Below are 18,698 nucleotides of genomic sequence, written 5' to 3'. Positions count from 1 at the left end.
ATACTGGCGCGATGCCGATCGCCGAAGACCCAGAACCGCGCCCGTCCGAGGGCCGGGAACCGGGCGGGACCACCCCGTCCGGGGAGGACGGGAGAGACCCGTTCGCCGACCTCGTGCTCGACGAGGAGTTCGTCAAGGGTGCCGCCGTCAAGGAGCAGTCGGGCCGCACCCGGATGCTCGCCGCCCAGTGGCAGCACACCCCGCCGGTCGACCCGGGCGGCCGCCGCTCGGTGAACGACGGCCCGCGGCCGAAGAAACGATTCGGCCGCAAGCCGCGCCCCGTCGACCCGTGGGGCAACGCGGCGCCGCGCCGTCGGCCCGAGTGGCGCACGCCGCTGTTCGTGGCACTGGCCGTCGCCCTGGTGCTCGCCGCGCTCAACGTCGACGGCCTGCGGTCCTGGTACCAGACGCACTACGGGTCCGGCGACACGGCCGCCGCGCCCGGCCCGGCGCCGACCGTCGCCCCGGAGACCGCCCGGCCGACCGCCGCGCCGCCGGCCGTCGACCCCAAGCAGCCGACCGTCGACCGCCCGTGGGCCGGCTCCCCCGCCGAGGGCTGGCCGAACGGCGCCGAGGCGTACGTCCTGCCGCCGGCCGCCGCCACCGGCGTGTTCAACGCCGACCAGGTCGCCGCCAAGCTCCAGCTGGTCCGGGACTACCTGGCGGCCAGCAACCTGGACCCGAAGGTGATCGCCGGCGGCCGCCCGGAGGCGGGGCTCGCCCTGCTCAACTCCGATTCCCGGGAGAAGGCCGAGGCGGCGCTCGCCAAGCCGACGGCGGAGTCCGACCCGACCGCCTGGTTCAGCCGCTTCGACGGGCGGGACGCGATCCCCGTCACCGAGACGGTGAAGACGCAGGGCTCGATCAGCTTCGAGGGCGACGGCAAGCGCGGGCTGCTGGTGCACACCGACTTCACCTACGTGTACGCGCTGCGGCCCGGACCGGACGCCGCCAAGCGGGCCGCCGCGCCGAAGAAGTCCGCCCCGCCGCAGCAGCCCGGCGGTACGGGCGGCGGCACGGGTGGCGGCACGGGCACCGCGAAGCCGGTCGGCCTGGTGACGCCGGCCGGCTCGGTGACGACGGTCGCGGACGTGGCCGGGGACACCTGGACCGCCCGGACCATCGTGCGGCGGGTCGAGACCTTCCGCTTCCACGACCCGGCGAAGTTCGAGGTCGAGTCGAAGAAGATCTACTTCGAGTCGGGCCAGTCGGAGTCCGGCAACAGCGAGTGCGGCGCCACCGACGGCTACTACCACCCGCAGTTCGACCAGTTCGCCGTCGTCGAGGCCCCGGACCCGAACCGGTCCGGCCCGACCGAGGACCCGTACGACCGCAGCCGGGAGCTCCGCGAGGACGGCGTCTGCGGCACCGTCAGCCGCAGCTGACCGACGGCGGCCGGCCCCCGTCCGGGGTTCAGCGCCTGCGCTTGGTCCGGCCCGGCGCCTTGGTGCCGGGCCGGCCGCTGCGGTTGGCCTGACGGCGATCGTGCTGAGCGAGCGCCTGCTCGTAGCGGGCCCGCTGGACCGCCTCGCCCGGCGCCTCGCGCAGGCTGCGGACGAAGTAGGCGAGCAGGGCGCCGACGCCGCCGATCACCCAGACCACGCCGAGCGACTTGTCCTCCGCCATCCAGCCGGTCAGCCGGTCCTTGCCCTCGGTGAGCAGCTTCCAGGTGCGGAGCGCGGCGAGCAGCGAGCAGACCGCGACGGCGGCGACCAGCAGGGTGTTCAGGAAGCCCCCGTTGTCGGCCACCCGGATGCCGTCGACGGCGAGCCGCAGCACGAAGGCCCCGGCCGCGGCCGCGAGCAGGGCGCCGACCGGTACCAGGACGCGGCGCAGCCGGTAGTCGCCGCCGCGGTCGACCCAGCTGGTGCCGAACCAGCGGATCGGCTCCGGCTCGGGGGCGCCGCCGACGGGCTGGGAGGTGGTGGGGGTGGGTTCCTCGGTCACACGGCCGATTATCACCCGGTGGCCGGTGGACGCGGAGGAGCCGTCCCGGTGGCCGGGACGGCTCCTCGTCGATGCGGGGAGGGTCAGCCGAGCTTGCTGACGTCCCGGACGGCGCCCTTGTCCGCGGAGGTCGCCATCGCGGCGTAGGCGCGCAGGGCCTGGCTGACCTGGCGGTCGCGGTTCTTCGGCCGGTAGCCGCCCCCGGCCTCCAGCGCCCGCCGGCGCTCGTCCAGCACCTCGGCGGGGACCTCCAGCGAGATCGTCCGGCCGGGGATGTCGATGGCGATCACGTCGCCGTCCTCGACCAGCGCGATCGTGCCGCCGGACGCGGCCTCCGGGGAGGCGTGCCCGATCGACAGGCCCGAGGTGCCGCCGGAGAAGCGGCCGTCGGTGACCAGCGCGCAGGCCTTGCCCAGGCCCCGGCCCTTGAGGAAGGACGTCGGGTAGAGCATCTCCTGCATGCCCGGCCCGCCCTTGGGCCCCTCGTAGCGGATGACGACGACGTCGCCCTCCTTGATCCGCTTGGTGAGGATCGCCTCGACCGCGTCCTCCTGCGACTCGACGACGACGGCCGGGCCGCTGAACGTCCAGATCGACTCGTCGACACCGGCGGTCTTCACGATGCAGCCGTCCTCGGCGAGGTTGCCGTACAGCACGGCCAGGCCGCCCTCGACCGAGTAGGCCTGCTCGACGCTGCGGATGCAGCCCCGGGCCGCGTCGGTGTCCAGCGACTCCCAGCGCTCGGACTGCGAGAACGCCTCGGCGGAGCGGACGCAGCCCGGGGCCGCGTGCCACAGCTCGACGGCCTCGGCGGACGGCGAGCCGCCGCGGACGTCCCAGGTCTTCAGCCACTCGGCGAGCGAGTCGGAGTGGACGGTGTGCACGTCCTCGTTGAGCAGCCCGCCCCGGTAGAGCTCGCCGAGGATCGCCGGGATGCCGCCGGCCCGGTGCACGTCCTCCATGTAGTACGAGCCGTTGGGCGCGACCTTGGAGAGGCAGGGCACCCGGCGGGAGATCGCGTCGATGGCCCGCAGGTCGAAGTCCAGCTCGGCCTCCTGGGCGGCGGCGAGCAGGTGCAGGATGGTGTTGGTGGAGCCGCCCATGGCGATGTCGAGGGCCATCGCGTTCTCGAACGCGGCGCGGGTGGCGATCGCCCGGGGCAGGACGGAGGGGTCGTCCTGGCCGTAGTGGCGGTTGGTGATCTCGACGACCGTCCGGCCGGCGTTCTCGTAGAGGGCGCGGCGGGCGGTGTGGGTGGCGAGGACGGAACCGTTGCCGGGCAGCGACAGGCCGATCGCCTCGGTGAGGCAGTTCATCGAGTTGGCGGTGAACATGCCCGAACAGGACCCGCAGGTCGGGCAGGCGTTCTCCTCGATGATCGCGATGTCCTCGTCGGACACGTTCTCGTTGACCGCCTGGGAGATCGCGTCGACCAGGTCCAGCTTGCGGACCGTGCCGTCGACCAGGGTGGCCTTGCCGGCCTCCATCGGGCCGCCGGAGACGAACACCGTCGGGATGTTCAGGCGCAGCGCGGCCATCAGCATGCCGGGGGTGATCTTGTCGCAGTTGGAGATGCAGATCAGCGCGTCGGCGCAGTGCGCGTTCACCATGTACTCGACCGAGTCGGCGATCAGGTCGCGCGAGGGCAGCGAGTAGAGCATGCCGGCGTGGCCCATCGCGATGCCGTCGTCCACCGCGATCGTGTTGAACTCGCGCGGGATGCCGCCCGCCTCCTTGATCGCCTCGGAGACGATCCGGCCGACCGGCTGGAGGTGGGTGTGGCCGGGGACGAACTCGGTGAAGGAGTTGGCGACCGCGATGATCGGCTTGCCGAAGTCCTCGCGGGCTACGCCGGCCGCCCGGAGAAGCGCCCGGGCGCCTGCCATGTTGCGACCGTGGGTGACCGTACGGGACCTCAGCTCGGGCACTGTGCTCCACTCCTTCGGAGGCTGACTGGCGGCCCCGCGCGGATGGAGGGTGCGGAGCCACACTGTGTCTGTCGAGCCTACGCCCGCCGTCCGGGCGGCGGACGCCGTGTCCGCGATGCGGTCGGCCGGTGGGCGGGGCGGGGCGTCTGCGCGGGTGGGCCGGGCCGCGCTCAGCGCGGGGTGCGCGCGACGGTCAGGTCGAGCAGGTACGGCTCGGTGACCCAGCCGTCCGGGAACTCCGCGCGCAACGCCTCCCGCTCGCCCTCCAGCACGGCGCGGCGCCGGTCGGCGTCCAGGGCCGCGACGTAGGAGCGCGAGGACAGGTCGGTGATCACATGGTCGACGGTGACCCGGCGCTCCCAGCGCAGCACCACGGTGTCGACCTCCAGCCCGTACGGCGCCCACTGCTCGGCCACGCTGTTGAGCTCGTCGAACTGCCGGTACGCCTCGGGCAGCAGCTCGGACAGCCGCTCGTTGGCCGACCGCACCCAGGGCACCTCCGGGTCCGCGACGTTCCACCAGGCGGCCAGGGCGCCGCCGGGCCGCAGGACCCGGATCGCCTCCGGGGCGGAGCGCTCGGGCCTGGTCCAGTGGTACGCCTGGGCGTAGGTGATGAGGTCGGCCGAGTCGTCGTGGAAGGGCAGCTCGTCGCCGTTGCCCCGGACCAGCGGCAGGCCGGGGCTCGCGGCGAGGAACTGCGCCCCCATGCCGTCGCTCGGCTCGACGGCGACCACGTCCGCGCCGCGCCCGGCCAGCAGCCGGGTCGCGATCCCCGTCCCCGCCCCGACGTCCAGCACCCGGGCGCCCGCGAGGCGGCGGCCCGCGAGGCGCTCCAGCTCGTCGAACAGCGCGTCCGGGTACGACGGCCGTGCCCGCTCGTACTCCGCCGCCACCGCGCCGAAGTGCCCGGCGAGGTCGCGGAACTCCTGGTCTCCTGCCATGTCTCCCCCTCTGTGCTTCAGGCTCTGTGCTACGTGCTGCGTGCTGTGTGCTTCGGGCTCTGTGCTTCGAGCTCTGTGCTCCGTGCGTGGTGCGCGCGACGGCCCGGGTCAGGCCGGGGTGCGGGCCACGGTGAGCCTCAGCACGTAGGGCTCGGTCAGCCGGCCGTCGGGGAACTCGGCGAGCAGCGCGACCCGCTCGTCGGCGAGCACGGCGGCGCGGCGCGCGGGGTCGAGCGAGGCCAGGTAGGAGCGGGAGCTGAGGTCCGCGAGCAGGTCGTCGACGGTGATCTGCCGCTCCCAGCGCAGCACGGCGGAGGCGGCCTCCAGACCGGCCGGGGCGAAGTGACTGGTGTGCTCGTCGATCCGGCCGTACCCGTGGTACCGGTCGGACAGCCGCGCGGCCATCCGCCCGTCCAGGGCGCGGACCCACGGGACGGTCTCGTCCTTGACGTTCCACCAGACGGCGATGGACCCGCCGGGCCGCAGGACGCGGACCGCCTCCGGGATCGAGAGCTCGGGCCTGGTCCAGTGGAAGGCCTGGGCGTAGGTGATGAGGTCGGCCGAGTCGTCGTGGAACGGCAGCTCGTCGCCGGTGCCCCGGACCAGCGGCAGGCCCCGGCTGCTCGCCAGGAACTGCGCCCCCATCCCGTCGCTCGGCTCGACGGCGACCACGTCCGCGCCGCGCCCGGCCAGCAGCCGGGTCGCGATCCCCGTCCCCGCCCCGACGTCCAGCACCCGGGCGCCCTTGAGAGCGCGCCCCGCCAGCCGCTCCAGCTCGTCGAACAGCGCGTCCGGGTACGACGGCCGCGCCCGGTCGTACTCCGCCGCCACCGAGCCGAAGGACAGCGCCAGGTGCTTGAGGTCCGGGTTGTCCGTGCTGCTGTTCGTGCTGCTGTCCGTGCTGTCGGTTCCGTTCGCCATGTCTCCCCCTGAGTACGGCAGTTCGTGTGCCGTCAGCGTACGCGGGCGGGGGTGGCGAGGTGCAAGCGGGTAAAGGCCAGTGCCTCGGCCAGATCGGCCTCGCGTTCGGCGGGCGACGCCGACCGGCGGGTGTTGACCTCCAGCACCACGTGGCCGTCGAACCCGGTCCGGGCGAGGTGCTCCAGCAGCTCGGCGCAGGGCTGCTTGCCCCGGCCCGGGATCAGGTGCTCGTCCTTGCCGGAGCCCGAGCCGTCCGCCAGGTGGATGTGGGCGAGCCGGTCCCCCATCCGCTCGACCATCTCGAACGCGTCCACCCGCGAGGTGGCGACGTGCGACAGGTCGATGGTGAAGTGCCGGTACTCCTCCTCGGTGACGTCCCAGCCCGGCGCGTACGCCAGCATCTCCCGGTCCTTGTACCGCCACGGGTACATGTTCTCGACCGCGAACCGGACGTCCGTCTCCCCCGCCATCCGGTGGACGCCCTCGACGAACTCGCGCGCGTACTGCCGCTGCCAGCGGAACGGCGGGTGGACGACCACCGCGCTCGCGCCGAGCTTCTCGGCCGCCGCCCGGGCCCGGACCAGCTTGGTCCACGGGTCGGTCGTCCAGACCCGCTGGGTGATCAGCAGGCACGGCGCGTGCACGGCGAGGATCGGGACGCCGTGGGCGTCGGAGAGGCGGCGCAGCGCCTCGATGTCCTGGCTGACCGGGTCGTTCCAGACCATCACCTCGACGCCGTCGTAGCCGAGCCTGGCGGCGAGCTCGAAGGCGATCGCGGTGTTCGCCGGGTAGACCGAGGCGGTGGACAGGGCCACCTTGGTGTCCGGGATGTGCAGGGTCGGGTGCGGGGGCAGCACCAGGCGGTCGGTGGTGCGCAGCAGCGGGGGGCGGGCGGCGGCCTGGCGGGCGGCCTTGACGGACTTCACCGACTGGACGGCGGCCTTGGCGGCGCCGGCCGCGCGGGCGGTGCGGGTGGGCTGGGGCGGCTCTGCGGTGGGGGCTTTGCGGGACGCTTTCGCGGTCGTCTTGGCGGGCGTAGCGGTGGGCGTTCCGGTGGCTGTTCCGGTGGTCTTCGCGGCCTTGGCGGCGGCCTTGGTCGCCTTGCCGGCCTTGGTGGCCTTGCCGGCCTTGGTGGCCTTGCCGGCCTTGGTCGCTTCGATCGCCTTGGTCGCGGCCTTGCGGGCCGCCTTCTCGGCGACGCCGCCCGCGGCCTCCTTCGCCGCGCGGACGCCCTTCACCGCCTTGCCGAGCTTGCGGGCGGATGCGGCGGGTACAGCGGGTGCGCCGGGTGAAGTGGATGGGCCCGGTGAGGTGGATGCGGCAGGGCCGTCCGGGCCCGCCGAGGTTTCCCGCCGCGGCTGCCCGTCCTCGGGAGCGCGGCCCTCCCGCGTACCGTCCTCGCCCGCTGGTTGCACCACGGGAGACAGCGTAAGCGGACCGCGCCCGGAACGGGGAGCCGATCGGCGGGCGCGCGGGCGGCCGCGCGCCCCGCCGTCAGGGGGTGAGCGCGGGCCGGCGGCGGTCGGCGGGGCTGTCCATGGCGTCCAGCCGACGCAGGATGATGCCCTCGCGCAGCGCCCACGGGCAGACGTCCAGCTCGTCCAGGCCGAACAGGTCCATCGCGGCGTCGGCGACCAGCGCCCCGGCCAGTAGCTGCTTGGCCCGGCCCTCGGAGACCCCCGGGATCTGCGCCCGTTCGGCGACCGTCATCGCGGACAGCCGGGGCAGCCAGGCGGAGAGGTTGCTGCGGGTGAGCCGGCGGTCCGCGTACGGGCCGGCGTCGGCCGGGGCGGCGCCGGTCATCCGGGCGAGCTGCTTGAAGGTCTTGGAGGTGGCGACGGCGTGGTCGGGCGCCCCGAGCCGGGAGATCTCGCCGACGACGTTCGCGATCTCGGCCCGGATGTGGCGTCTGAGCTCGCGCAGCCGGTCCGGGTCGGCGACGTCGCCGGGCAGCCACGCCGCCGTCAGCCGGCCCGCGCCGAGCGGCAGCGAACAGGCCACGTCCGGCTGCTCGTCCAGGCCGCAGGCGATCTCCAGCGAGCCGCCGCCGATGTCCAGGTTGAGCAGCCGGCCGGACGACCAGCCGAACCAGCGGCGCACCGCCAGGAAGGTCAGCCGGGCCTCGTCCTGCCCGGAGAGCACCCGCAGCTCGACGCCGGTCTCCTCGGCGACCCGGCGGAGCACCTCCTCGCCGTTGGCGGCCTCGCGCACGGCGGAGGTCGCGAACGGCAGTATGTCGACCACGCCCTTGTCCTCGGCGACGCGCAGCGAGGAGGCGACCATGCCGACCAGCTTCTCCACCCCGTCCGCGCCGATCGCGCCCTGCTGGTCGAGGAGTTCGGCGAGCCGCAGTTCGGCCTTGTGGGAGTAGGCGGGCAGCGGGGCGGCGCCCGGATGGGCGTCCACCACGAGGAAGTGGACCGTGTTGGAACCTACGTCGAGCACACCGAGTCGCATAACTCTCCACGCTACGCGATCCGGGGCCGGGAGAGACCGGCTCTGCCGGTGTTCGTGCTGGTCCGGGTCCTGGTCGGGGTGCCGATCGCGGCGGCGGGGTGGTGCGGCGGGGCGTTCTCCGGGCATTCGGAGGGAGTTGTTCCGGCGTTCACGAGGGGTGGGCGGGGGTGTTTCAGGGCGGGGCGAGCGGGCGTCAGCGCCTGCTCCGGCGCGGGCGTCAGAGCAGGCCGTCCCAGAGCTGCTCGACGATGACCGCCCACCAGTTCTCCGGATCGGCGAAGACCTCCGGGTCCACCGCGGCCAGCCCGCGCTGCAACTCGGCGACCGCCGCCCCGGCGGCCTCCGGGTCCAGGCCGCGCAGGCCCGGCAGCCGGCCGGCGAACAGTTCGAGGGAGCGGACGAAGGCGGCGAGCGAACCGTTGCAGTGCCGGGCCGTGCCGTAGTCGGGGTCGACCGCGCGGACGGCCCCGCAGGCGGTGTCCAGGGTGATCAGCGCCCAGCCGTCCGTCCCCAGCACCAACTGCGGGGCCAGCGCCCGGCGCTCCCGCTCGGCCACCCGGCTGCCCCGGCCCGCCGCCGCCAGGTACTCGGCCACCGGCGGGAGCAGCGACGCGGGAGCGGTCGGGTGGGCGGCGGTGGTCGGGTGGGCGGCGGTGGAGTGGGCGCCGCCGAGGACGGCGTCCGGGCGGGGGTCGTGCAGCGCGAAGTAGCCGTCGACCGCCACCGGCACCCCGACCGTCAGCAACACCCGGGCGTCGTCCGCCCGCAGGTCGGCCCGGGTGATGTCCGCCGCCCCGAACCGCCGGACGCCGCCCGGCCCGAACCGCGCCGCCAACCGCTCCGCCAGGGCGTGCTCCACCTGGGCGTCCGGTTCAGCGGGCAGCCGCTCGGCGGGCGGCGAGTCGACGAACGGGGGCTCAGCCGGGCGGGACGGTAGGGCGCGTGGGAACGGCACCCGGTTGCGGGCCGGCCCGGCGGTGCCCGGCTCCACCGGCAGTGCCCGGACGGCCGCCGCCCGGTGCTCGAACCGGGGGCCGTACGGCAGGTCGAACCCGATCCGCGCGGCGGGCAGTTCGGCCGCCAGCGCGTACGCCCAGTAGCCGCCGGGGAGGGCGCTCAGCCGCAGATCGGTGTGGACGGCGAGCACGTCCTCGGCCCGTACGCCCTGCTCGCGCAGCCACCACCAGCCGCGCAGCGCGGGATGCGGCAGACCGGGGGCCGAACGCAGCGCCAGGACCCGCTCCCGGCCGAGCCCGTCACGGTAGGTCAGCTCCGCCCTGGTGCCGCGACCGGTGGCCGGCGGCCGGGCCGGGTCGTACGCGCCCGCGCCGACGAAGTCCCGGTAGAGCTCGACCACCTCGGCCACCGGTACCGACGGCCACACCGTGAACCGGCCGTCCACCCGGTCCACGACGGCGCAGGCCGCCCCGATCTCCTCGGGCGCCCGCCGCTCGCCCGTCAACGGGTCCACCCGCACCGGCGGGGGCTCGGCCCAGACCACCCAGCCCAGCTCGAACTCGTGCGCGCACACCCGCCGGGGCCGCCCCGTCGGCAGGTCCCCGTTGATCCACCGGTGCGCCGCCTCGATCGCCGCCGCCCGCGTCAGCTCCACCGCACCCACTGCTGCCTCCTCGCTCCACACCCCAGGCCACCTGGGAAATATGCAGACCGGTCTACAGAAAAGGAATCTACCGACCGGTCTACATAGGCCGTCCTGCCACGCTCCCGCCCCTGCGCCGTCGCTGCTCCCGCCCGGAGCGGGAGCAGCGGGAGTAGAGGGAGCAACGGGAGCGGCGGCGGGCCCGGCGAATATGTAGACCGGTCTACATGCGAAAAATCGGCAGACCGGTCTACATAATCCCGAGCCGCCGGCCGCCCTCGCCGTCGCTCTCCCCGTTCTCCCCACCCCGAATATGTAGACCGGTCTACATCTGGGAAATCTGTCGACCGGTCTACATAAAACTTGGGAGCCGACCGGGACCGCGCGGGGTTCACGGGGTGGGGGCGAGGAGGTCGAGGGGGCGGCCTTCGGGGGTGAGGGCGATCGCCCAGAGGCCGTGGTCGGCGGGGTGCAGGGGGTCGGCCGCCTGACGGCCCGCCTGGTGGTCGAGGTAGGTGACGCTGTCCCGGTGGTTGACGGCGTTCCAGGCGTGCGGGCGGCCGTGGCCGTCCAGGGTGAGCAGTACGGCCTGGGCGCCGTGGCCGGCCCGGCGGAGTTCGCCCGCCAGGCGGTCGAAGGCCTGGGCGCCGTCGCCGAGGTCGCGGAAGGGTGCGCCGAGTTCGCGTTCGGCGCGGTCGCGGCCGCCGCGTTCGCCCGCGTCGCCCTCGGTGGCGATCCGCGGGGCGGCGCAGGTCGGCCGGCCGGTGAAGGTGTCGACGGCGGACAGGGCGATCTCCAGGCTGTTGTTCGCCCGCCCCGGTGCGCGGTGGCCGCCGTCGTTGACGACCTCGGTCCAGCCGCCGGCCGCCGGGTCGGGGTGGCGGACGGGCAGACCATCGGCGTCCCGGGGCACCCGGCGTTCGAGCTCGCGTTGGTGTTCGGGGTCGACCGGGCCGAGCCCGCCGGGCGACCCGGTCGGGCGGCTGTCGGCGATGGTCCGCAGCCCGACCACGGGCTCGCCGGGCGCGGCCCCGCCGTGCAGCGTGCGCATCGCCAGGTGCAGGGCGGTGGCGTGCGCGGTGGCCACCGGGACCACGCCCCAGACGAGTGCGGACCGGCCGTCGGCGGGCGCGCCGTCCGGGCGGCGGTGCGGGTGATGGTCCGGGTGGTCGTCGGGCCGCCCGGGGACGGGCCCCGCGCCGGTACCGGGCAGCGGGCCGGGGCCGGGGCCGGGGCCGGGCGTCGTCCCCGGGCCGACCGACGGCGGGGCCGTCGGGGGCGGTGGGGCGGTCGGCGGCAACGGCACCGGGGTGACCACGGGGCCCGCGAACGGGTGCGGGGAGCCGGTGGCCGGGCGAGGTCCGGCGACGGGGCCCGCAGGCGCGCCGGGTACGGGGGCGGGCGCGCCGACGGGAGCGCCCGCGCCGATGCCGCTGCCGAACGGGGCGGGCCCGTGCCCACCGGCGCCGGGCGGGCCACCGGGTGCGGCCGCGAACGGGGCGGCGGGCGCCCCGACGGCCAGCGGTCCCGGGCCGACCGGTCCGCCGTACGCGCCGGAGTTGCCGCTGGTGGAGTGGGTCCCGGCGGACGGCCCGGCGGACCAGCCGGCGCCCGGGCCCGTCGTCGGCGCGTCGTAGCCGGGATGGGGCGCGGGCGGCGCGAGCACCGAGTCGGTGCGGACGGTCACCGGAGCACCCCCGGCGGCCCCGCCGCCCCCGCCAACGCCACTGGCGCCGCTGTGTCCGGGGCTCGGCGACGGTGCCGGGCCGACGGCCGGCGGCAGCAGGTAGTCGCCACCGCCCGAGCCGCCCGAGCCCCCCGAACCGCCGCCGGACCCGCCGGCGTGGTGGGCCGGAGCCGGACCGGGGACGACCGGACGCCCCTCGCCGTGTCGGGACGGGGCCCAGTCCCCGCCACCGCCGCCCCCGCCACCGGAACCGGAACCGCCTGGGCCCGCGACCGGCCCGGGCCAGCCCGTCGGACCGTCCGCGACACCGACGCTCCCGCCGCCACCCCCACCCCCACCCCCGCCCGGGCCCGGGCCCGGGACGCCGGAGGCTCCCGCCCCCACCACCGTGTCCACCCCGGTCGCCACCGCCGACACCACCGTCACCGGCCCGCCCACCAGCCTGCCCACCGGCCCGCCGTCCGCGCCGCGCCCGTGCCCACGGCCCTCCCCGGCACCCGGCTCACCGCCCGACCCGCCACCCGACCCGCCACCCGGGGCGCCGTGCCCGTGCCGCCCGTCCGGGTCCGCGGCCGCCGCAGCTGCCGCGAGTCCGGCCAGCGGGACCCCGGTGATCTCCCTGCCGTCCTGCCCGGTCAGCACCGGCTGCCCGTCCTTGCCGAGCACCGGCCGCCCGTGCTCGTCCAGCTTCACGGCCAGGTTCTCCACCCCGACCACCGGCCGACCGTCCGCCCCGGGCACGACGAGCAGCCCGCTCGCGTCCGCCACCGGCGTGCCGTCGGAGCGGACGATGACCGGGCTGCCGTGCTCGTCCAGCACCGGCCGGCCGGCTTCGTCGAGCTTCACGGCCAACCCGGGGACGCCCACCACCGGCCGGCCGTCCGGGCCGAGCACCACCGCGAGGCCGGCACCGCCCGCGCCGCCGAGCACGCCCGGTTCGCCGAGGACGGCGGGCAGTCCGACGGCCGACGGGTCGAAGGCGCCGCCGACGCCAAGGTACGCGGCCGTCCGCACGCCCCCGCCGACACCGGCACCGACACCGCCCCCGAGGCCCGGTCCGAGGCGGAGCAGCGCGATCACGGCCGGTTCGCGGAGCACACCGCCCAGACCGTCCTTCATCGTCCGGCCGAGTTCGTCCAGCAGCCCGCCGATCTTCAGCTTGGCCGCTTCGACGGCGGCGGCCTCCGCCGCCTGCGCGAGCTGGTCGGTGGCGGCGTCCCGCACCGCCGCGGACGCCGCCGCGACGTTCTGCCGCACCCCTTCGAAGACGCCCCCCGCAGTGCTGCCCGTACCCGTCGACGGAGGTTGGGCGGTGGTGGCAGCGGCGAGCTGGGCGGCGGCGGCCTTGGCCCGGGCCGCCTGCTCCTCCGCCTTCTTCAGCTCGGCGGCCAGTTCCTTGAGGGTGGCGACGATGTCGGCCTTGCAGCCGTCGACGGCGCGGGCGGCCTGGTCGAAGGCGCCGGCGACCAGCCCGACGGCGGAGTGCGCGTCGTCCAGGTGGCCCTTGCCACCGCTGCGGAACGCGCGCCAGTACGTGTCGAAGGCCTCCACCGCGCGGCCGGAGTTGTCGCCGGTGACCCGGGCGGCGGCTTCACCGCCGCGTTTGGCGAGCCGTTCCGCCTCCTTGCCGAACTCGCGCCAGAGCCCGGCCGCCTTGCGCAGCCCCTCCTCGTCGGCCTGCGGCCACTGGTGGCCGGTCCGGGCCAGCAGCGGGACGAGTTCCTCGGACAGCTTCCGGGCCACGCGCTTCCCCTTCGACATGCGGACCTTCGACGTACGGGCGTTCGACGTACGAGCCATCGGCGTACAGGCCATCGACGTACGAGCCGTCGACGTACGGGTCGGCGACACACGGGCCGTCGCCGTACGGGCCTTCCCCGGAAGGACGCGCGCGGAGCCCCGATCGATGCGCGGCCCCGCCGACCGCGTCAGGCCGACCGGTCCTTGGCCACACCGGGCCCGCCCGGAGCACCCGGGACGCCCCCGCCGAACCCGCTCGCCGCCGAGCTGTCGGCGTCGGCGGTCCGCTCGGCCATGCCGTGCAGCCCCGCGCCGACCTGTCCGAGCCGCCCGGCCAGCCCGCGCAGCCCGCCGAGCAGCCCGCCGTGCGCCTCCCGGTAGACGGTGGCGAACCCGGTGCCCGGCCGGTCCAGCCCCCACGGGCTGCCGAGCGCGGCGAGCCCCTGCTCCAGCGCGGTGGCGGCCTTCCCGAAGTCCTGCGCGATCCGCTCGAACTCCCTGGCCTCACCGTGCAGTTCCCACGGCTTGATGACGAAGCTGTTGCCGCCGGCCATCCCCGTACCTCCCCGTCGCGGACCGGCCGCCATCCTAGAACCGCGGCCGCCCTCCGGCCCCGCGGACCGGCGGGCTCTTCACCCGCCCTTCACGACGGCCACCCACCCGCCGGGGACCGTCCACAGCCGGCCACCGGACGGTGAACTCACCGTAAATGCCGTGGCCACGGGCGGTTCGCACCACCGCGAAGGCTCTACCCTTGCCGAGTGGCAGCAGCAGACACGTCCAAGAACGCCAAGAAGACCAAGCCCAAGGCCGGCGGTCCGACCGTCGACCTCGCGATGCCGACCCTCCGCTCCGAGCTCCCCACCGGGCCCCGCCCCGAGGTCCCGCTCGACTTCCCGCGCGCCTGGGTCGAGTTCACCGACCCGGACGACGAGGAGCAGGTCTTCCGCTGCGACCTGACCTGGCTGACCTCCCGCTGGTCGTGCATCTTCGGCCAGGGCTGCCAGGGCATCCGCGAGGGCCGGGGCGAGTCCGACGGCTGCTGCACGCTGGGCGCGCACTACTCGGACAAGGACGACGAGAAGCGCGTCGCCTCCCACGCGGCCCGGCTGACCCCGGACATCTGGGAGAACTTCGCGCACGGCACCGACGCCAAGGGCCGGATCAAGGCCGACGGCGGCATCACGATGTTCGACGAGGACGGCGACCGGCAGACCCGCCGGGTCAACGGCGCCTGCATCTTCGTGAACAGCCCCGGCTTCGCGGGCGGCGCCGGCTGCGCCCTGCACGCGCTCGCCGTCAAGGAGGGCCGCGAGCCGCTGGAGACCAAGCCGGACGTCTGCTGGCAGCTGCCGGTCCGCCGCACCTACGACTGGATCGACCGCCCGGACGACACCCGCTACCTCCAGGTCACCATCGGCGAGTACGACCGCCGGGGCTGGGGCCCGGGCGGCCACGACCTGCACTGGTGGTGCACCGGCAGCCCGGACGCGCACCAGGGCGCCGACCCGGTGTTCGTCAGCTACCGCCCCGAGCTCACCGAGCTGATGGGCAAGGCGGCGTACGAGGTGCTGGCCGGCCTGTGCGAGGAGCGGATCGCCACCAAGGGCGACCGGAAGGTGGCCCCGCACCCGGCGGACCCGACGAAGAAGCCGAAGTCCCCGAAGAAGTAGCCGCCCCGAGGAAGCTTCTTCCCCGGGGAAGAAGCTTCCTCGGCGAAGTGGCTTCTCCGGGGAAGAAGCTGCCCCGAAGAAGAAGCTTCCCCGCGAACGCGAAAGAGGCTGCGCCCGGGAAGAAGCTTCCCGGGCGCAGCTGCCCCCTTACTTGTCGATGTCCCCGACGACGAAGAACATCGACCCCAGGATCGCCACCATGTCCGCGACCAGCGTCCCCGGCAGCAGCTCCGTCAGCGCCTGGATGTTGTTGAAGGACGCCGAGCGCAGCTTCAGCCGCCACGGCGTCTTGTCGCCGCGCGACACCAGGTAGTAGCCGTTGACGCCGAGCGGGTTCTCGGTCCAGGCGTAGGTGCTGCCCTCGGGGGCCTTGAGCACCTTGGGCAGCCGCAGGTTGACCGGCCCGGGGGCGAGCGTGGCGAGCTTGTCGAGGCAGGCGTCGGCGAGGTCGAGCGCGTTGACGGTCTGCTCCAGCAGGCACTCGAAGCGCGCCAGGCAGTCGCCCTCCTCGCGGGTGACCACGGTGAGCACCTGCCGCAGCTCCTCCGAGCCGTACGCGAGGTAGGGCTCGTCGCGGCGCAGGTCGAGGTCGAGGCCGCTGGCGCGCGCGATGGGGCCGCTGACGCCGTAGGCCTCGGCCTGCGCCCGGGTGAGGACGCCGACGCCGGCGGTGCGGGCGCGGAAGATCTCGTTGCCCAGCACCAGGTCCTCGAAGACCGGCAGCTGGGAGCGGACCACCGCGACGGCCGCCCGGACCCGGCCGAGCCAGCCGGCCGGGAGGTCCTCCTTGAGGCCGCCGACCCGGTTGAACATGTAGTGCATGCGGCCGCCGGAGGCCTCCTCCAGCACGTGCTGGAGGTCCTCGCGGCCGGAGAAGGCGTGGAAGATCGGGGTGATCCCGCCGAGCTCCAGCGGGTACGAGCCGAGGAACATCAGGTGGTTGAGGACCCGGTTCAGCTCGGCGAGCAGGGTGCGGATCCAGACCGCGCGCTCGGGCACCTCCATGCCGAGCATCCGCTCGACGCCGAGCACGACGCCCAGCTCGTTGGCGAAGGCGGACAGCCAGTCGTGCCGGTTGGCCAGCATGATGATCTGCCGGTAGTCCCGGGCCTCGAAGAGCTTCTCCGCGCCCCGGTGCATGTAGCCGATCACCGGTTCGGCGCTGACGATGCGCTCGCCGTCGAGCACCAGCTTCAGGCGCAGCACGCCGTGGGTGGCCGGGTGCTGCGGGCCGATGTTGAGCACCATGTCGGTGCTGCCCGCCGTGCCCGTGAAGTTCTCGGCTCCCGCCCCGATGCCGACCGTGGTCTCCCTCATGGGGTGAGAGTCTGCCATCCCGGCAGCGGCTCCAGGCTCTCCGGTACCGGCATCCGGACGGTCTGCGCGAGCCAGCCGAACGCGCCCAGGCCGGCCCGGTCGGTCAGCTCGGCGCCCTCGCCGGCCCCGCCGAGGGCGCGCAGGTAGCCGGCCGGGTCGGTGGTGGCCAGCGCCAGGGCGGGCCGGTCGCCGCTGACGCCGAGCGCGCGCAGGGCGTCCCGCTGCGTCGTCCACAGGCTGTGGAGACCGGGGGCGGCGACCGCGTCCAGCGCGACGTGCGCGGTGACGTCGCAGGAGCCGTCGGGCACCGGGGGCACCTCGCGGCCGGCCCGGAAGCCGGTGCGGGTGGCGTACGGCGGGCGCTGTCCGGCGGTGTGCCCGTAGTCGACGGCGACGGCCAGGCCGCGGTCCAGTCCGGCGACGGCGTGCGCCCAGGCGGCGTCCCGGGGGGCGCCGAACTCGACGAGGTCCCCGGGGTGTTCGGCGGGCCACCAGCGGGCGGCCCAGGCGGCGTCGGCGGCGGAGGCCGGCCCGCCGGGGCGTTCGACGCCGGTCGCGGTGTCCACCTCGACGTAGCGCAGCACCCCGTCCTCGTCGAGTTCGCCGCTGTCCAGCGGGACGTTGTCGAGCCACTCGTTGGCGAACAGCAGCCCGGTGACGCCGCGCGGCACGGCGTCCGTCCACACCACCGCGTCCCAGCGCTCCGCCGTCCACAGGCCTGTGGACAACCGGGGCGCCTCGAACGCCGGAGCCCCCGGCGGCGGCCCGGCCGGGCGGGCGGCCAGCTCGACCGCGTACACCCGCAGCCGTTCCCCGACCGCCGCGGGCAGCGCGGCCAGCACCCCGGCCAGCAGTTCCCCCCGCCCGGCCCCGACGTCCACGAACGCCAGCTCCTCCGGACGGCCGAGGGCGGCGTCCACCTCGAGCAGCAGCCGGGCCACCGCCCGGGCGAACAGCGGCGAGGCGTGCACCGAGGTGCGGAAGTGCCCGGCGGGGCCCTCCGGCCTGCGGTAGAAGCCGCCTTCGGGGTCGTAGAGGGCCCGTTCCATCGCGGGCGCCCACCGCATCCAGCTCATACGGCGGGACGCTACACACCCGATCCGTGCCCGCCCAATCCGTACGGCATCGGTACGTGGCGCTCTCCGACCTAGGGAGTAGGCCGGATCGCCCTCCCGGCGGACCTGGGCACGAGGCGCGACTGCCTACGCTTGACCTGTGCATCGACTCAACGCCTGGCTCCGCCGTCACCCCATGGTGGTCGACTCCGTCTGGGCCGCGTTGGTGCTCTTCTTCGGCGTCCTGCCCGAGGAGGGGAGCGGCAACGGCGGTTGGAAGTTCGGGGTCCAGCTCGCCATCGCCATCGTGCTGCCCCTGCTGATGGTCTTCCGCCGCCGCTTCCCCGACGCGACGGTGGCCGCCGCGGCCGCGGTCGGCCTCGCCCAGGTCGCCCTGAACGTCAACCCGGCGGCCTCCAGCATCGCCTACCTGGTGTTCGCCTACACCGGCGCCGCGTTCGGCACCGCTTGGACGTCCCGGCTGGCGCTGGCCACCGGGCTGCTCGCCGGGCCGCTGGTGTTCTGGCGGCTCCACCCGATGAAGGCCCAGGTCCACCCCGACAGCGTCGACTACGTCGACTACTCGATCCCCGAGTCGCTGCTCATCGGCGGGCTGATGACCACCCCGTTCATCCTCTGCTGGGCGTGGGGCCGGCTGACCCGGGTCCGCCGCGCCTACCTGGTCGAGCTGGAGGACCGCGCGGCCCGGCTGGAGCGCGAGCGGGACGCCCAGGCCAAGGTGGCGGTCGCCGCCGAGCGGGCCCGGATCGCCCGCGAGCTGCACGACGTGGTCGCGCACAACGTCTCGGTGATGATCGTCCAGGCCGACGGCGCCGCCTACGTGCTGGACAACTCGCCGCAGCAGGCCAAGGAGGCACTGGGCACGATCGCCTCCACCGGCCGCCAGGCGCTGGTGGAGATGCGCCGGCTGCTCGGCGTGCTGCGCACCTCCGACAGCCGCGGCGAGGAGTACGTGCCGCAGCCGGGCGTCGAGGAGCTGCCCGAGCTGCTGGACCAGGTCCGCACGGCCGGCCTCCAGGTGGACTTCGCGACCTCGGGCAACCCGCGCGAGCTGCCCCGCGGCGTCGAGCTGACGGTCTACCGGATCGTCCAGGAGGCGCTGACCAACGTCCGCAAGCACGGCGGGCCGGACGTGCACGCCCGGGTCGCGGTCGACTTCGGGGAGCGCGAGCTGGCCGTCCTGGTCGAGGACGACGGGCGCGGCAGCACCGACGAGCAGCTCGCCGCCGGCGGCACCGACGGCCAGGGCCACGGCCTGATCGGGATGCGCGAGCGGGTCGGCATGGTCAGCGGCAGCCTGGACGTCGGGCCGCGCCCCGGCGGCGGCTTCCGGATCCGCGCCGTGCTGCCGCTCAAGACGGCCCACTGACGGGACGGCCCGACCGAGACGGCCCGCTCAAGACGGCCCGCT

General features: G+C 75.1%; 14 protein-coding genes. 3 read left to right on the top strand and 11 right to left on the bottom strand.

All coding sequences use genetic code 11. The features are described from left to right. Positions 1-11: 11 nt before the first annotated feature. Positions 12-1,385 carry a hypothetical protein gene (locus tag AB0N76_RS14450; RefSeq protein WP_363556823.1) on the top strand — a complete coding sequence of 458 codons (1,374 nt, stop codon included), beginning with the start codon at positions 12-14 and terminating at the stop codon, positions 1,383-1,385. 28 nt (positions 1,386-1,413) lie between these two features. On the opposite strand, the gene AB0N76_RS14445 is transcribed toward AB0N76_RS14450, so the two are convergent. From AB0N76_RS14445 to AB0N76_RS14405, 9 genes are all read right to left on the bottom strand, one after another. Continuing rightward, complete coding sequence (locus AB0N76_RS14445; protein WP_363556822.1) at positions 1,414-1,947, bottom strand: hypothetical protein; 534 nt, start codon at positions 1,945-1,947, stop codon at positions 1,414-1,416. A gap of 83 nt (positions 1,948-2,030) precedes the next feature. After that, positions 2,031-3,875: a dihydroxy-acid dehydratase gene (ilvD, locus tag AB0N76_RS14440; protein WP_363556820.1), complete on the bottom strand. Its 1,845-nt coding sequence runs from the start codon at positions 3,873-3,875 to the stop codon at positions 2,031-2,033. 170 nt (positions 3,876-4,045) lie between these two features. Then, on the bottom strand, positions 4,046-4,816 hold the full coding sequence (locus tag AB0N76_RS14435; RefSeq protein ID WP_363556818.1) for a methyltransferase domain-containing protein: 771 nt from the start codon (positions 4,814-4,816) through the stop codon (positions 4,046-4,048). A gap of 108 nt (positions 4,817-4,924) precedes the next feature. Then, positions 4,925-5,737: a methyltransferase domain-containing protein gene (locus AB0N76_RS14430; RefSeq protein ID WP_363556816.1), complete on the bottom strand. Its 813-nt coding sequence runs from the start codon at positions 5,735-5,737 to the stop codon at positions 4,925-4,927. A gap of 32 nt (positions 5,738-5,769) precedes the next feature. After that, positions 5,770-6,573 carry a sugar phosphate isomerase/epimerase gene (locus AB0N76_RS14425; protein WP_363556958.1) on the bottom strand — a complete coding sequence of 268 codons (804 nt, stop codon included), beginning with the start codon at positions 6,571-6,573 and terminating at the stop codon, positions 5,770-5,772. A 658-nt stretch (positions 6,574-7,231) separates the two neighbouring features. Next, entirely contained in the window at positions 7,232-8,194 is a 963-nt protein-coding gene (locus tag AB0N76_RS14420; RefSeq protein ID WP_363556814.1) for a Ppx/GppA phosphatase family protein, read from the bottom strand. 217 nt (positions 8,195-8,411) lie between these two features. Next, positions 8,412-9,815, bottom strand: coding sequence for an SUKH-4 family immunity protein (locus AB0N76_RS14415; protein ID WP_363556812.1), 1,404 nt, complete (start codon positions 9,813-9,815; stop codon positions 8,412-8,414). Positions 9,816-10,185: 370 nt separating this feature from the next. Then, entirely contained in the window at positions 10,186-13,224 is a 3,039-nt protein-coding gene (locus AB0N76_RS14410; RefSeq protein WP_363556810.1) for a toxin glutamine deamidase domain-containing protein, read from the bottom strand. A gap of 185 nt (positions 13,225-13,409) precedes the next feature. Further along, a complete protein-coding gene (locus tag AB0N76_RS14405; RefSeq protein ID WP_363556808.1) occupies positions 13,410-13,775 on the bottom strand; it encodes a hypothetical protein in 366 nt (121 codons plus the stop codon). Between the two features lie 282 nt (positions 13,776-14,057). Here AB0N76_RS14405 and AB0N76_RS14400 point away from each other — a divergent pair, with 282 nt between their 5' ends. Further along, the gene (locus AB0N76_RS14400; RefSeq protein ID WP_363556956.1) at positions 14,058-14,894 is read left to right on the top strand and encodes a hypothetical protein; all 837 of its coding nucleotides are present in this window, start codon (positions 14,058-14,060) and stop codon (positions 14,892-14,894) included. Between the two features lie 147 nt (positions 14,895-15,041). Here AB0N76_RS14400 and AB0N76_RS14395 read toward each other — a convergent pair whose 3' ends face one another. After that, the gene (locus AB0N76_RS14395) at positions 15,042-16,211 is read right to left on the bottom strand and encodes an NADH-quinone oxidoreductase subunit D (protein WP_363556806.1); all 1,170 of its coding nucleotides are present in this window, start codon (positions 16,209-16,211) and stop codon (positions 15,042-15,044) included. After that, the gene (locus tag AB0N76_RS14390; RefSeq protein WP_363556804.1) at positions 16,208-17,287 is read right to left on the bottom strand and encodes an SAM-dependent methyltransferase; all 1,080 of its coding nucleotides are present in this window, start codon (positions 17,285-17,287) and stop codon (positions 16,208-16,210) included. The genes AB0N76_RS14395 and AB0N76_RS14390 overlap by 4 nt, the downstream gene beginning before the upstream one ends. 139 nt (positions 17,288-17,426) lie before the next feature. Here AB0N76_RS14390 and AB0N76_RS14385 point away from each other — a divergent pair, with 139 nt between their 5' ends. Next, positions 17,427-18,656, top strand: coding sequence for a sensor histidine kinase (locus tag AB0N76_RS14385; RefSeq protein ID WP_363556802.1), 1,230 nt, complete (start codon positions 17,427-17,429; stop codon positions 18,654-18,656). Positions 18,657-18,698 lie beyond the last annotated feature (42 nt).

The organism is Kitasatospora sp. NPDC093806, from assembly GCF_040683335.1.
In the GTDB taxonomy this organism is placed as follows: domain Bacteria; phylum Actinomycetota; class Actinomycetes; order Streptomycetales; family Streptomycetaceae; genus Kitasatospora.
Note: the sequence above shows the minus strand (reverse complement) of the source record. Positions and strands in the feature narration are given on the sequence as shown.

Bases quoted from the DNA above. Each gene is read 5' to 3' on its own strand.
- AB0N76_RS14430 (WP_363556816.1), bottom strand. From the start codon at position 5,737: ATGGCGAACGGAACCGACAGCACGGACAGCAGCACGAACAGCAGCACG.
- AB0N76_RS14435 (WP_363556818.1), bottom strand. From the start codon at position 4,816: ATGGCAGGAGACCAGGAGTTCCGCGACCTCGCCGGGCACTTCGGCGCG.
- AB0N76_RS14395 (WP_363556806.1), bottom strand. From the start codon at position 16,211: ATGAGGGAGACCACGGTCGGCATCGGGGCGGGAGCCGAGAACTTCACG.
- AB0N76_RS14450 (WP_363556823.1), top strand. From the start codon at position 12: ATGCCGATCGCCGAAGACCCAGAACCGCGCCCGTCCGAGGGCCGGGAA.
- AB0N76_RS14390 (WP_363556804.1), bottom strand. From the start codon at position 17,287: ATGAGCTGGATGCGGTGGGCGCCCGCGATGGAACGGGCCCTCTACGAC.
- AB0N76_RS14405 (WP_363556808.1), bottom strand. From the start codon at position 13,775: ATGGCCGGCGGCAACAGCTTCGTCATCAAGCCGTGGGAACTGCACGGT.
- AB0N76_RS14420 (WP_363556814.1), bottom strand. From the start codon at position 8,194: ATGCGACTCGGTGTGCTCGACGTAGGTTCCAACACGGTCCACTTCCTC.
- AB0N76_RS14400 (WP_363556956.1), top strand. From the start codon at position 14,058: ATGCCGACCCTCCGCTCCGAGCTCCCCACCGGGCCCCGCCCCGAGGTC.